Source organism: Collinsella aerofaciens, from assembly GCF_015548375.1.
In the GTDB taxonomy this organism is placed as follows: Bacteria; Actinomycetota; Coriobacteriia; order Coriobacteriales; family Coriobacteriaceae; genus Collinsella; species Collinsella aerofaciens_AB.
On sequence record NZ_JADMWW010000013.1, the window covers coordinates 1 to 12,687 of the forward strand.

Sequence of the window (12,687 nt, forward strand, 5' to 3'; positions counted from 1 at the left end):
GTCTTCGACGGCACCGCCGAGGTGCATGACGAGGACGAGCCCCTCAGCCCGCTTTCCGTCTACGGCCAGACCAAGGCGGCCGGCGACATCGCCGTGGCCGGGTGCCCGCGCCACTACATCATGCGCTCCAGCTGGGTCATCGGCGAGGGCCGCAACTTCGTCAAGACGATGAAGGGGCTGTCCGAGCGCGTCGCCGACCCCGAGGATAAGCTCACGCAGGTCACGGTCGTTGACGACCAGCTGGGCCGCCTGACCTTCACGCGCGACATGGCCGAGGCCATCTTCCACGTGCTGGGGACGCACGCCCCCTACGGCACCTACGACTGCACCGGCTCCGGCACCGTCAAGTCCTGGGCCGATATCGCCCGCGCCGTCTTCGAGGCCGCCAACGGCAACGGGGACAGGGTCGTGCCGGTATCGACCGCCGACTACTACGCGAGCGCCGAGGGCCCCGTCGCCCCGCGCCCGGTCCACTCCGCGCTCGACCTGTCCAAGCTCGAGGCTGCCGGCTTCCACATGCCCGACTGGGAGGAAGAGCTGGGGGAGTACATCAAGACGCTCTAGCCGCTATTAACTTTTCGAGAGTAAAAGCCGCCGTTCTTTAACGGCGGCTTTTCTTGTTGGTGGCTATCTGCGCAGTGGTGCCAATAGTATTTTGCGGAAGATCTACCTCTCGCTTGGCATGGAAGTAGGGTGGCCGGGCTGGTCGTCGTAGGCGTATTTGCTGTACACGTTGACCTCCCACTGCTTTTTTTCGACCTTTGCTACAGAATCTAGGATGAAGCCGGTCGCAAGGCTCAGGCCGCACAGGAACATAAACGAGGCGGCGAGCACAGCGGTGGGGAAGCGCGGGACGAGGCCGGTCTGGAAATATTCGACAACGATGGGCATGCCCAGGGCGAGGCCGAATACCGCGAACAGAAGCGCAACGAGGCTGAAGAACTTCAGCGGGCGGTAGTCCTTGAACAGCGTGCCGATCATCGCAACGACTTTAATGCCGTCGCTCACGGTGTTGAGTTTGGACTCGGAACCCTCGGGACGGTCGCGGTACTCGATGGGCACATCTTTGATGCGCCAGCGGTGGTCGACGGCGTGGATCGAGAGCTCGGTTTCGATCTGAAAGCCCTCGGAAAGCACTGGGAAGGTTTTAACGAACGGGCGGCTCATGGCGCGGTAGCCTGTCATGACGTCATCGAAGCTGTAGCCATAGATCCACTTGATCATGGCGCGGACCAGATTATTGCCAAAGCCGTGGAAGGCACGCTTGTTCTCCTCGGCGTAGGTGCCGTTGGAAAGGCGATCGCCTACGGTCATGTCGGCCGTGCCGTTAAGGATGGGCTCGCAGAGGGCCTTGGCCGCCTCGGCGGGGTAGGTGTCGTCTCCGTCGACCATCAGGTAGCAATCGGCGTCGATATCGCGAAACATCTGGCGGCACACGTTGCCCTTTCCCTGACGGGGCTCAAAGCGGACTGTGGCGCCGTGCTCGGTGGCAATGCGTGAGGTATCGTCCGACGAGTTGTTGTCATAGACATAGACCGTCGCCTGCGGAAGCTCGCGGTGAAAGTCGTCGATGACTTTGCCGATCGTGAGCGCTTCGTTGTAGCAAGGGATGATGACGGCGATGGATTCAGAATTCACTTATTGCTCCTTATACATTCAATCCTAGAAAGTATAGCCGTTTGGGCCTGGCATCCTAAGATGTGGGTTAGTTCTCCAGTTTTGTTGCGCGAATCGTTTGCATGGCCGTCGGGTCTATACTGTTCGTTTGTCAACGATTACGAGTAAAGGAGTTGCATCCGTGTCGGATCAGACAAAGCAACAAGAAACTCGCAGTCTGCCTGCGACGTTTGCTAAGAACGAATTTGAGAAGGACGCGTTTATCCTTCGTCAGCTGGTTACCAAGGATTTTAAGATCAAGTATCGCCGTAGCGTTCTGGGCGTCGCATGGTCGGTGCTCAACCCGCTGCTGATGATGATCGTCATGGCCATCGTGTTCTCGACGATTTTTGGCCAGGGCCGCAATGGCTCAATGACGCCCGAGATGTACCCGCTGTACTTGATCGTGGGTAACATCACCTTTGCCGTCATGTCTGAGTCTACTAACCAGGCCCTGACGTCGATCGTGGGCGCTGCCCCTCTGCTCAAGAAGGTTAAGGTGCACCGCTGGGTTTTCCCGGTGCAGAAGGTGCTCTTCTCGCTGGTCAACTTTGCCTTCTCGCTGGTCGCCGTCGCCATCGTCATGCTGTGGTTCCGCGTTATGCCTTCTTGGCACCTGATTCTGTTGCCGGTCTGCCTGCTGCTGCTTATGTGCTTCTGCATGGGCCTGGGCATGATGCTCTCTGCCCTTACGGTCTTCTTCCGCGACGTTATGCATCTGTGGAGCGTCGTCATTACGGCGTGGACTTACATTACGCCCATCTTCTGGACGACTGACTATATTGCGCAAATGCCGCATCTCGTGCGTATCTTGATGTATGCGAACCCCATGTTCAACTACCTGCAGTTTATGCGCGATATCTTCCTGTTCCAGACTACGCCCTCGCTTATGACGTTTGGTATGTGCGTCGCTTGGGCGGTTCTTGCGCTTATTATTGGCTATACCGTGTTCCATAAGTCCGAGCGCAAATTTATCCTCTACATCTAAGGAGTGCTGTGATGACTGAATCTGTTGTTGATTACAGCGAGCAGCCTCTGGCTGTCGAGGTCGACGACGTCACCATGATCTTTAACATGGCGTCCGAGTCGCTGACCAACCTCAAGGAGTACTTCATTAAGCTTGCCAAGCACGAGCTGTTCTTTGAGGAGTTTAGGGCGCTTAAGCACATCTCGTTTGATATTCATCGCGGCGAGGTTGTGGGTCTGGTCGGCACCAATGGCTCCGGCAAGTCTACGATGCTCAAGATTATCGCTGGCGTTCTTGAGCCTAGCGAGGGCAGCGTTAAGGTGCACGGTAACATCGCGCCGCTGATTGAGCTTGGCGCCGGCTTTGACCCCGAGCTGACCGCCCGCGAGAACATCTATCTGAACGGCGCCCTGCTCGGCTATACCAAGGAGTTCATCGACGCCAACTTTGACGGCATTATCGAGTTCGCTGAGCTGCAGAACTTTGTCGATATGCCGCTTAAGAACTACTCTTCGGGCATGGTGGCGCGTATCGCCTTTGCAATCGCGACGATTACCGAGCCCGATATTCTGATCGTTGACGAGACGCTGTCCGTCGGTGATGTGTTCTTCCAGCAAAAGTGTGAGGCCCGCATCCAGCACTTTATCCAGAGCGGCGACGTGACGGTTCTGTTCGTTTCGCACTCTATGGAGCAGGTTGAGCGCATCTGCCAGCGTGCCGTTTGGATTGAGAAGGGTGACCTTCGCATGGACGGCCCGGTCGATGAGGTCTGCAAGGCGTACCGCGAGCAGTTCAACTAGGTTATAATTACTTGCGCCTGACAGGCTTGTGCTTGCTTGGGCGTGCGGTTATTTGCTCCATTAGCTCAGTTGGATAGAGCAGGGGACTTCTAATCCCAAGGTCGACGGTTCGAATCCGCCATGGAGCACCATCGTTTATTAAGCCCAGACCGCTTGGTGGTCTGGGCTTTTTTCATCTTGTGTGTTGCTGGAGCCGAGCGCGAGCAAGCCGCTGCTGTTTGTTGGGGTTGGCATTTTACTTTTCGAGATGCTCTTTCAGCAGTTCCAACGCGTGGGCGTAGCCCTTCAGGCCCTCTCCGGTGATGGTGGCGAAGCAGGCCAGACGGGCGTAGCTCACCTGGCGGAAGTCTTCGCGGGTCTCGACTGCGCTAATGTGGACCTCCACAGCCGGGATGGCGACGGCTTTGAGCGCGTCCAGGATGGCCACGCTTGTGTGCGTGTAGGCGGCCGGGTTGATGACGATGCCGTCGACCTTTCCGTAAGCCTCCTGGATCTTGTCGACGATGCTGCCCTCGTGGTTAGACTGGAAGACCTCGACCTCGTCGAAGCCCTGTGCGGCACCCGCTTCCTGGCAGATCTGCACTAAGCGATCGTAGTTGTCGCTGCCGTAGATGCCTGGCTCGCGAATGCCGAGCATGTTGAGGTTGGGGCCGTTAATGACGAGTGCTTTCATGGTTGCTTCCTTTGCAGTTGAAAAACCACCACAAAGGTGCCTGCCCCCTTTGTGGTGGTTTTGGTTAGAGAGCGGGTGGGAGGGTGTCGAGGAGGGCATGGGCGGTGTTGGCGGCGCAGTCGCGTGAGTCGATGATGTAGTCGGCCCAGGCGCGGTAGCGCGGCATACGCTGCTCGGCCAGCTTGTCGATGCCGTCGCGCGCGGTGATGGGGCGGCCCTTGTGGGCGAGCTCGTCGAGCTTGCGGTTGAGCATCACGATTTGGCTGTTTTGGTGCAGCAGAGGGTAGTTCTCGTCGCGCGTAACCACGCCGCCGCCGGTGGAGAGCACCAAGCCGCTGCGCCTGGAGATGTCGGCCAGCGCTGCCGTCTCCTGCTCGCGGAAGGCCGCCTCGCCGCACTTGATGATAAAGTCGGCGCAGGGCATGCCCAGGCGCTCCTCGAGGGCGCGATCGAGATCGATGTGCTCGCGGCCCGTGAGCTGGGCGATCTGCTCGCCCACGCGGGTCTTGCCCGAGCCCGGCATGCCGATCAGCGCGATGTTCTGTTCGCGGCGTGACAGGCGCTCCGTTACGTCCAGGATCCTCTCGCGCGGGGTGGCTTTGCCGGTATAGCGCTCGACAGCTTGTGCCGCCTGGGCAACAAGCATAAGCAGGCCGCCGATGCAGGGGATGCCGCGGCGCTCGGCCTCGAGCATCAGGCCCGTGCGGGCGGGGTTGTAGACAATGTCGATGACGCCCTCGAGCGCATCGAGGCCTTCGAGCGTGCAAGGCGCGTCGGGGCAATGGGGGAACATGCCGGCGGGCGTGCAGTTGACGAGTAGGGAGGCGTCGGACTGCTGCGCGATATTGTCGTAGTTGACCTCGCTCGTGCGACCCACGGGTACGACGATGGCGCCCATGTCTCCCAGCACCATACTTGCCGTGGTGCCGGCGCCGCCGGTGGCACCGAGTACGAGGGCCTTCTTGCCGGCAACCTCAACGCCCAACTCCTCGACCAGGCACTGGAAACCGAAGTAGTCAGTATTATCGCCGTGCAGGCGGCCGTCGGGCAGGCGCGTGATGGTGTTGACGTTGCCCATGCGCTCGGCGAGCGGGCTCAGCTCGTCCAGGTATTCCATGACGGCGCGCTTGTAGGGGATGGTCACGTTGGTGCCCTCCCATTCGTCGCCGGTCATAAAGGCCGCGAGGTCCTCGGGCTCGCGCTCAAAACGCACGTACTCAAGCCCCGCCAGCTCCTTGTAGATGGTCGGGGTGTAGCTGTGGCCCAGCACGCGGCCCAGCACGCCGTAGGGGCGGGTTGCGGCGGTATCGGTCATCTAGAGCACCTCCGTGTAGCTGCCAAAGTAGGTGAAGCTCTCGCATACGTCGTCGATCGAATCGAGCAGGTCGTCGAGGGCCTTGCTGCCAAAGGGACAGTCCAGGTCAAAGTAGAACATAAACTCAAAGTCGCGACCGGGGATGGGGCGGCTCTCGAGCTTGATGAGGTTGATGTTGAGTGCGTAGAAGCGCTCGAGCACGCGATAGAGGGCGCCCGGCTCGTTGGCCGTGGTGATCATGAGCGAGGTACGGTTGGCACCGGGATAGACGCGTGGCTCGCGGCTGATGACGACAAAGCGCGTGTAGTTGTTGTCCGAGTCCTGGATGTTGGACTCCAGCACCTCCAGGCCATAGAGTGCCGCGCAGCTGCGCGATGCGATGGCGGCAACATCGGTGCGGTCGGAATTGGCGACCATCTCGGCCGACATGGCGGTGTTGGGGTACTTGGTGGCGTGCAGGTCGTGGGACTCGATAAAGCCCACACACTGGGCAATGGCTTGGCCGTGGCTGTAAACCTCGCGCACGTCGGCGAGCTTGGTGCCGGGCTTGACGAGCATGTTGTGGTCGATCTTGAGGCGAAGCGAGCGCACGATGTGGAAGTCGAACTGGGCGAGCAGGTCGTAGACGGCGTTGACCGAGCCGGCGGTGGAGTTCTCGATGGGCAGCACGCCAAACTCGCAGAAGCCGTCGCGCACAGCGCGCATAACGCCTTCGAAGGTCTCGAAAAACGCGATGTCGGGCACGTCGAAGAGTTTGCACGCGGCGATCTGGCTATAGGCACCTTCCACGCCCTGGCAGGCAACTGTGGCCGTTTGAGGGAAGGGCGTGTCAAAGGCTGCAGCCGTGGCGTGGGCCTTTTGCGAGACGGTGATGCCCTTGAGCTCGTTGATGTAGCGCTGCTGCTCGGCCTTGCTCATGCTCATAAGGAGGCGGAACAGGGTGATGGTCTGCGCCTCGTAGCGCTCGGGCGCGCGGCTGGCGAGGTTGTTGAGTTTTGAGCGCTCGCGGGCGGGGTCAAAGACGGCCTTGCCCATCTCGATCTTTGATTTGGCGACCTCGGTGGCAATGTCCATACGCTCGACAAAGCTATTGAGGAGCGTGGTGTCGATGCCATCGATGGTCTGGCGAATATCGGCAAGGTCCATGGAGGCCCCTTTCACGTAATGGCAGAGTTGACAGGCAACCCAGGTGAGTCGGGTTAGAGCTGGCCTGCGTCCTCGAGGAGGGCGTCCCAGATGGCCAGCGCTGCGGCTGCTTCGGCTACGGGGACAGCTCGGGGGACGATGCAGGGATCGTGACGACCGTGGACCGAGAGTTCGACATTTTCCATGGCGTCCATGTCCACGGTCTGCTGCTCGAGGCCGATGGAGGGCGTCGGCTTCACGGCCATGCGCCACATGACGGGCGCGCCGGTGGAGATGCCGCCCAAGATACCGCCGGCGTTATTGGACTCGACTTCGATCTTGCCGTTCTCGGCATCGATACGATACGGGTCGTTGTTCTCGCTGCCGCGCATGGCGGCCACGGCAAAGCCCATACCAAACTCCACGCCCTTTACGGCGGGAATGCCAAACGCGATGTGCGCGATGCGGTTCTCGATGCCGTCGAACATGGGGTCGCCGATGCCTGCAGGCAGACCGTAGATGCCGCACTCCACGATGCCACCGATGCTGTCGAGCTCGTCGCGCGCGGCCAGAATCTCCTCGCGCATGCGGCCGGCAGCAGCGGCGTCAATGCAGGGCAGGTCATTTGTAAGGATCGCCTTGCGGTCAGCCTCGCGATAGACCATATCATCCATGGGCAGGTCGGAGATGCCACCGATCTGCGCGACGTGCGCCATGACCTTGATGCCACGGGCCTCGAGTGCCTGCAGCGCAATACCGCCGGCGATGCACAGGGGGGCCGTCAGGCGGCCGGAGAAGTGCCCGCCGCCGGCGACATCGTGCATGTTGCGGTACTTCACACGCGCCGGGTAATCGGCATGTCCCGGACGGGGCTTGCGGCGCAGCTCGGAATAGTCCTTGGAGCGCGTGTTGGTGTTCTCAATGATCGCTGCGATGGGTGCGCCGGTGGTGTGTCCATCGACCACGCCGGCGATGATGTGTGCGGCGTCGGCCTCGCGGCGCTTGGTTGCGGTCTCGTCGCGACCGGGGGCGCGACGATCCAAAAAGGCCTGTAGCTGCTCCTGGTCAACGGCAATGCCAGCGGGTATGCCATCAAGCGAGCAGCCGATGGCGGGGGAGTGCGACTGGCCGAAGATGCTCAGGTGCAATACGTTGCCAAAGGTCGAGGACATGCTATTCCTCCTCGAGCGTGACTTTGCCGCCCAGCAGGCGGTAGTGGTCGAAGAAATCGGGATAGGACTTGTTGACAGCCTCGGCGCCGTGGATCACGACTTCGCCGGTGGCACGGCTCGCGGCGATGGCGGCCATCATGGCGATGCGATGGTCGTTGTGCGAATCGACCTCGCCGCCGGTAAAGGCATCGACGCCCTTGATGATGAGGTCGTCGCCGGCAATGCGCACCTGTGCGCCCAGCGCGGTGAGCTCGCGGGTGGTGGTGACCAGGCGATCGGATTCCTTGATGCGCAGGCGGGCGCAGTCGCGGATGAACGTGCGGCCCTGGGCCAGCGATGCCACGGCAGAGATGACGGGTACCAGGTCGGGAATGTCGTGGGCGCTCATCTCGAAGCCGGCGAGCTTGTCGGACTGCACGGTGGCGGCGTTGGTGGAGCGCACGATGCGGGCGCCAAAGCGCGAAAGCGCGGCGAGCACGTTGCGGTCGCCCTGCGCGGAGCTCAGCGATACGCCTTCCACGGTGATGGGGTCGGAGCCGATGGCGCCGGCGCACAGCCAAAAGGCCGCATTGGACCAATCGCCCTCGACGGCCACGCTGCCGGGCGTGCGGTACGAGCCGCTGCTCACTCGGAAGTTTGTGACCTCGGGCTTGCCATTCTTGGCGGGGATGCGCTCGACGTTGACCTCGACGCCGAAGGCCTTCATGGCCTGGATCGTGAGGTTGATGTAGGGGCGGCTTTCGATGAGCCCGGTCACCTGCACGCAGGAGGGCTGGGACAGCAGCGGGGCCGCCAGCAGCAGGCCCGAGATGTACTGCGAGCTCACATTGCCCGGCAGCACAAAGGTGCCCGGGCGCATGCGGCCGCTCGTCTTGAGCGGAAAGCCGCCCAGACCCTGCAGGTCGCAGCCGGCGGCGATGATCTCGTCCGAGAGCGGGGAGAGCGGGCGGGCGCCCAGACGGCCCTGGCCCACAAATGTGGCCTCTGCTCCCAGCGCGCAGGCGACGGGCAGCATAAAGCGGAGCGTGGAGCCGCTCTCGCCGCAGTCGAGCGTGCCGCCGGCAAGTGCCTTGAGCAGGCCAAACTCAATACTCTTCATGGTTGGATGGACCTGGAATCCGTCCTCGACGGTCTCGATGCGGGCGCCGAGTGCCGTAAGGCAGCGGACCGTGGCCTCGATGTCGGCGCAGGTGGTATTGCAGGCGACGTGTGTCTCACCGTTGGCGAGTGCTGCGCAGATGATCAGGCGGTGCGCCATCGACTTGGACGCGATGGCGGGAACGGTGCCCTTGAGCGGGGACGGGGTGATGCGGGCTAGCATGCGGAAGCGTCTCCCTTCTGGCCGAGGCCCTCGGCAATTAAATCGTGGAAGGTGGAAAGCGGCGTGCGGTCGATGCTGCAGCGGCCGATGCCGTGCGGAATCACCAGGTCGATCGTGTCACCGGTGCGTTTTTTGTCGTGCAGCGCCTCGGCAAAGACGGCGTCGGCATCCAAGTCGCAGCGGGTCTTGAGACCGTGGCGCGCACAGAGCTCTTCGATGCGCCCCGGCAGCTCGGCGTCGCAAATGCCATGCAGCGCTGCGGCGCGCGTGATAATGCCCATGCCGATCGACACGCAGTTGCCGTGGCCGAGCTCAAAGTGCTCGCAGGCTTCGACAGCGTGTCCGGCGCTGTGACCAAAGTTCAGGAGCTTGCGCTGGTTGGTCTCGCGTTCATCGGCGACAACCACGGCGCGTTTAATGTCGATATTGCGGGCGATGATGAGCGCCACACGGGCCACGTCCTGGTTGAGGAGCTCCAGCGTGAGCGGGGCCTTCTCCAGCTCGGTGAAAAGCTCGGGGTCGGCGATCACGGCGTGTTTGACGACCTCTCCGCAGCCGTCGGCGAACTGCTCGGGCGTGAGGGTGGCTAGGCATCCCACGTCGGCAATGACCACGCTCGGCTGCCAAAAGGCGCCGGCCAGGTTTTTGCCGGCAGCGAGGTCGATGGCCGTCTTGCCGCCCACCGACGAATCAACCATAGCGAGCAGACTCGTGGGGATCTGCACAAACTTGCAGCCGCGCATGTAGGTGGCGGCCACAAAGCCGGCCACGTCGCCCACAACGCCGCCGCCGAGTGCCACGATCACGTCGGAGCGGGAAAGCTCATGCTCGGCCACAAACTCCAGGATGGCAATGTAGGTCTCGGCACGCTTGCGTGCCTCGCCAGCCTCGAAGGTGCAGATGCTCACCGCATAGCCTGCGGCCTCCAGGCTCTGCTTAACGGGCATCTGGTAGAGCGGGCCCACGTTGGTGTCCGTCACAATGACGGCGCGCGACCCGCCAGCGGTGGCGCGGACGAGTGGGCCCGCCTGCTCCAGCAAAAACGTGCCGACATGCACCTGGTAGGGGCGTGCGGTGTCGATATCGATGGTAATCGCCATAAGCTTCGGTCCTTTCGACCTGGCGTGGTAGATGATCTAGCGGGAGGCCTCGTCGTCGAGCGCGCGCTTGATGCGGTCGCCCTCGGCAAGGAGATTTTCCAGATAGCGCTGGTCGCGGTCTTTGAGCGCACGGCTGTAGGCTCCGAGTGCCTCGATCAGATGGTCGATCTCGAAGGCGAGCGCGTCGGCGTCGTCGATCATGAGCTCCGACCACATCTGGGGGTTGAGGTGCGCCACGCGGGTAAGGTCGCGGTAGCTACCGGCCGAAAAACCGTGGTGAACCTGGGCGGTCGGGCTTTTGACGTAGGCGTTTGAGACGACGTGCGCGAGCTGGCTCGTAAAGGCGATGACGCGGTCGTGCTCGGCAGCGCTGGTCACGCTGAACTTGCCAAAGCCCAGGGGGCGCACCATTTCGCGCACCTGGCCTAAAAGCTCGAGCTTAAGGGCGTCGTCCACCGCGGGCGGTACGAGCACCAGCGGGGCGTCCTGGAACAGGTCGGCACGGGAGTGGGCGTAGCCCGAGAACTGGGTGCCTGCCATGGGGTGAGCGCCCACAAAGTAAAAACCGTGCTCGCGGGCGAGCTCAAAGGCACGCTCGCACACGATGCCCTTCACGCCCACGGTGTCAATCACCACGGGCCCCATGATGGCCTCGGTATCGGTGGCGTCGGCGAGCGCTTGGGCGTGCGCCTCGAGCCACTCGATGCAGGCCTCGGGGTAACAGGCCAGCACGATGATGTCGCACTCGCCGAGCGTCTCGTCGTTGAGCTCGCCGGCGACGGTGCCCATGCTGGCGGCCGTCATGACGTCATCGTCGGGGTCCCAGGCCAGCACGCGGACGCCCGCCTGCGCATAGCCGCGGGCAAAGCTGCCGCCGATGAGGCCCAGGCCCACGATGCCGGCGCATTTGGGACCGCCCTGGTTAACGCGCGCGTTTCTCACCGTACCCATGGGCTACTCCATGGTCTCTTGGCAGACGACCTCGCGGATGGCGCGGATACGGCGCATGGTGTCGTCGAACTGGTCGGGGGTGAGGGCCTGAGCGCCGTCGGACCATGCGCGGCTGGGCTCGTCGTGGACTTCGATCTCCAGACCGTTGGCGCCGCAGGCGGTCGCCGCGAGCGCCATGGGCTCAACGTAGCGGGTGTAGCCGGTGGCGTGGCTGGGGTCGGCAACGACGGGCAGGTGCGACAGGTGGTGCAGCACCGGCACGGCGTTAAGGTCGAAGGTGTTGCGGGTGCGGGTCTCGAAGGTGCGGATACCGCGCTCGCACAGGATAACGTTGTCGTTGCCCTCGCTCATGATGTACTCGGCAGCCATGAGCAGCTCGTCGATCGTGCCGGACATGCCGCGCTTGAGCAGAATCGGGGTCTGGGTCTTGCCGACCTCCTTGAGCAGGGGGAAGTTCTGGGCGTTGCGGGCGCCGATCTGCATGACGTCAATCTTCTTGTCCAAGAAGACCTGCACGTCGCGTGGGTCCATGATCTCGGTGACGATCGGCATGTCGAGCTCGGCCGAGGCCTCGCACAGCAGGTCCAGACCGGCGGGGCCCATGCCCTGGTAGGCGTACGGGGACGTGCGGGGCTTGTAGGCGCCGCCGCGCAGCATCGTGGCACCGGCGGCCTTCACGCGACGGGCGATGCGGATGAGGTTCTCGCCCTCGACGGAGCAGGGGCCTGCGATGACCTGGAACTGGTCGCCGCCGATTTTGACGCCGTGGCCGCAGTCGATGACGGAGTCCTCGGGGTGGAACTTGCGGTTGGCGCGCTTGAACGGCTCGGAGACGCGCTGCACGCGCTCGACGACGTCCATGGACTCGAGCAGGAACGGGTCGATCTTGGTCGTATCGCCCACCAGGCCGATGATCGTCTCGTTCTCGCCGCGCGAGACATCGGTCTTCAGACCCTTTTTCTCAATCCAGCTGACGATATGGCTTACGGCCTCGTCGCTGGCGCTCTGCTTTAAAATTGCAATCATGGTGTGCCTCTCACCTCGATGGATAACTTTTGCAAAAACGGCCCGCATCGCGAGCCGTGTATATGGTGCATGTGAGTTTATACTATCTGACTCGCTTTTGCCTTCTAAAGTGGGCCGTTGCGCCTCGTCTCCCACGGAATTGCAAAGCTTTTTCTTTTCTTTTGTTAGCCCATGACGCACTTGGGTATAATGCCAGTCGTTCGCCCTATTAGCTCAGGGGATTAGAGCGTCTGCCTCCGGAGCAGAAGGTCGTTGGTTCGAATCCAACATGGGGCACCATTCCAATTTTGCTCGAACCCGCTGGATGTCCAATCTGGCGGGTTCGCCCTTTTTGTCGTAGTTCAGCGTGACCAGTATCTCGTCCTCCGAGACGACAGCCTGCCACACGAACGCCTTCAGCAGCGTCGCGTCGTCGAGCGCCGTCCCGCACTGCAGGAAGTCGGCGAAGCGCTCCGGGTCTATCCGCTCGTCCGTGATGGCCTCGAGGTCGTACCTCGCGCGCGCCTGCTGCTCCTCGAGCTCGGCTATGCGCTCGTTCACGCCCGGCGCTATCACGCCCTGCTCGATGGCGTTGAGGATGT

Annotated in this window: 12 protein-coding genes and 2 tRNA genes; 5 read left to right on the plus strand and 9 right to left on the minus strand. The window is 62.2% G+C overall.

The genetic code is table 11. The features are described 5' to 3' along the window. The coding region (locus I1969_RS06490; RefSeq protein WP_195233996.1) for an SDR family oxidoreductase at positions 1-564 on the plus strand (564 nt) is incomplete at its 5' end. Positions 565-666: 102 nt separating this feature from the next. Here the strand turns inward: I1969_RS06490 and I1969_RS06495 are convergent. Next, positions 667-1,638, minus strand: coding sequence for a glycosyltransferase family 2 protein (locus tag I1969_RS06495; protein ID WP_117654851.1), 972 nt, complete (start codon positions 1,636-1,638; stop codon positions 667-669). A 160-nt stretch (positions 1,639-1,798) separates the two neighbouring features. Here I1969_RS06495 and I1969_RS06500 point away from each other — a divergent pair, with 160 nt between their 5' ends. From I1969_RS06500 to I1969_RS06510, 3 genes are all read left to right on the plus strand, one after another. After that, positions 1,799-2,644 carry an ABC transporter permease gene (locus I1969_RS06500; RefSeq protein WP_022094778.1) on the plus strand — a complete coding sequence of 282 codons (846 nt, stop codon included), beginning with the start codon at positions 1,799-1,801 and terminating at the stop codon, positions 2,642-2,644. An 11-nt stretch (positions 2,645-2,655) separates the two neighbouring features. After that, the gene (locus tag I1969_RS06505) at positions 2,656-3,423 is read left to right on the plus strand and encodes an ABC transporter ATP-binding protein (protein WP_195233998.1); all 768 of its coding nucleotides are present in this window, start codon (positions 2,656-2,658) and stop codon (positions 3,421-3,423) included. Between the two features lie 54 nt (positions 3,424-3,477). Continuing rightward, positions 3,478-3,554, plus strand: a tRNA-Arg gene (locus I1969_RS06510). A 104-nt stretch (positions 3,555-3,658) separates the two neighbouring features. Here I1969_RS06510 and aroQ read toward each other — a convergent pair. From aroQ to aroF, 8 genes are all read right to left on the minus strand, one after another. Further along, positions 3,659-4,096: a type II 3-dehydroquinate dehydratase gene (gene aroQ, locus I1969_RS06515; RefSeq protein WP_099431841.1), complete on the minus strand. Its 438-nt coding sequence runs from the start codon at positions 4,094-4,096 to the stop codon at positions 3,659-3,661. Between the two features lie 64 nt (positions 4,097-4,160). Continuing rightward, a complete protein-coding gene (locus tag I1969_RS06520; protein WP_195234000.1) occupies positions 4,161-5,411 on the minus strand; it encodes a shikimate kinase in 1,251 nt (416 codons plus the stop codon). After that, positions 5,412-6,557 carry a prephenate dehydratase gene (gene pheA, locus I1969_RS06525; RefSeq protein ID WP_195234002.1) on the minus strand — a complete coding sequence of 382 codons (1,146 nt, stop codon included), beginning with the start codon at positions 6,555-6,557 and terminating at the stop codon, positions 5,412-5,414. A 53-nt stretch (positions 6,558-6,610) separates the two neighbouring features. Continuing rightward, positions 6,611-7,708 (minus strand): chorismate synthase, encoded by a 1,098-nt coding sequence (gene aroC / locus I1969_RS06530; protein WP_195234011.1) that lies wholly within the window; start codon positions 7,706-7,708, stop codon positions 6,611-6,613. Position 7,709: 1 nt separating this feature from the next. Then, positions 7,710-9,029 (minus strand): 3-phosphoshikimate 1-carboxyvinyltransferase, encoded by a 1,320-nt coding sequence (aroA, locus tag I1969_RS06535; RefSeq protein WP_195234019.1) that lies wholly within the window; start codon positions 9,027-9,029, stop codon positions 7,710-7,712. After that, complete coding sequence (gene aroB / locus I1969_RS06540; RefSeq protein WP_195234021.1) at positions 9,023-10,129, minus strand: 3-dehydroquinate synthase; 1,107 nt, start codon at positions 10,127-10,129, stop codon at positions 9,023-9,025. Before aroB ends, aroA begins: the two co-directional genes overlap by 7 nt. Before the next feature lie 36 nt (positions 10,130-10,165). Continuing rightward, positions 10,166-11,080 (minus strand): prephenate dehydrogenase, encoded by a 915-nt coding sequence (locus tag I1969_RS06545; RefSeq protein ID WP_195234023.1) that lies wholly within the window; start codon positions 11,078-11,080, stop codon positions 10,166-10,168. A 3-nt stretch (positions 11,081-11,083) separates the two neighbouring features. Continuing rightward, positions 11,084-12,106 carry a 3-deoxy-7-phosphoheptulonate synthase gene (aroF, locus tag I1969_RS06550; protein WP_022094767.1) on the minus strand — a complete coding sequence of 341 codons (1,023 nt, stop codon included), beginning with the start codon at positions 12,104-12,106 and terminating at the stop codon, positions 11,084-11,086. A gap of 202 nt (positions 12,107-12,308) precedes the next feature. On the opposite strand from aroF, the gene I1969_RS06555 reads away from it, so the two are divergent. Next, positions 12,309-12,385: transfer RNA gene (locus I1969_RS06555), tRNA-Arg, on the plus strand. The last annotated feature ends 302 nt before the right edge of the window (positions 12,386-12,687 follow it).

Bases quoted from the DNA above. Each gene is read 5' to 3' on its own strand.
- aroA (WP_195234019.1), bottom strand. From the start codon at position 9,029: ATGCTAGCCCGCATCACCCCGTCCCCGCTCAAGGGCACCGTTCCCGCC.
- I1969_RS06545 (WP_195234023.1), bottom strand. From the start codon at position 11,080: ATGGGTACGGTGAGAAACGCGCGCGTTAACCAGGGCGGTCCCAAATGC.
- I1969_RS06520 (WP_195234000.1), bottom strand. From the start codon at position 5,411: ATGACCGATACCGCCGCAACCCGCCCCTACGGCGTGCTGGGCCGCGTG.
- aroQ (WP_099431841.1), bottom strand. From the start codon at position 4,096: ATGAAAGCACTCGTCATTAACGGCCCCAACCTCAACATGCTCGGCATT.
- aroF (WP_022094767.1), bottom strand. From the start codon at position 12,106: ATGATTGCAATTTTAAAGCAGAGCGCCAGCGACGAGGCCGTAAGCCAT.
- aroC (WP_195234011.1), bottom strand. From the start codon at position 7,708: ATGTCCTCGACCTTTGGCAACGTATTGCACCTGAGCATCTTCGGCCAG.
- aroB (WP_195234021.1), bottom strand. From the start codon at position 10,129: ATGGCGATTACCATCGATATCGACACCGCACGCCCCTACCAGGTGCAT.
- I1969_RS06505 (WP_195233998.1), top strand. From the start codon at position 2,656: ATGACTGAATCTGTTGTTGATTACAGCGAGCAGCCTCTGGCTGTCGAG.
- pheA (WP_195234002.1), bottom strand. From the start codon at position 6,557: ATGGACCTTGCCGATATTCGCCAGACCATCGATGGCATCGACACCACG.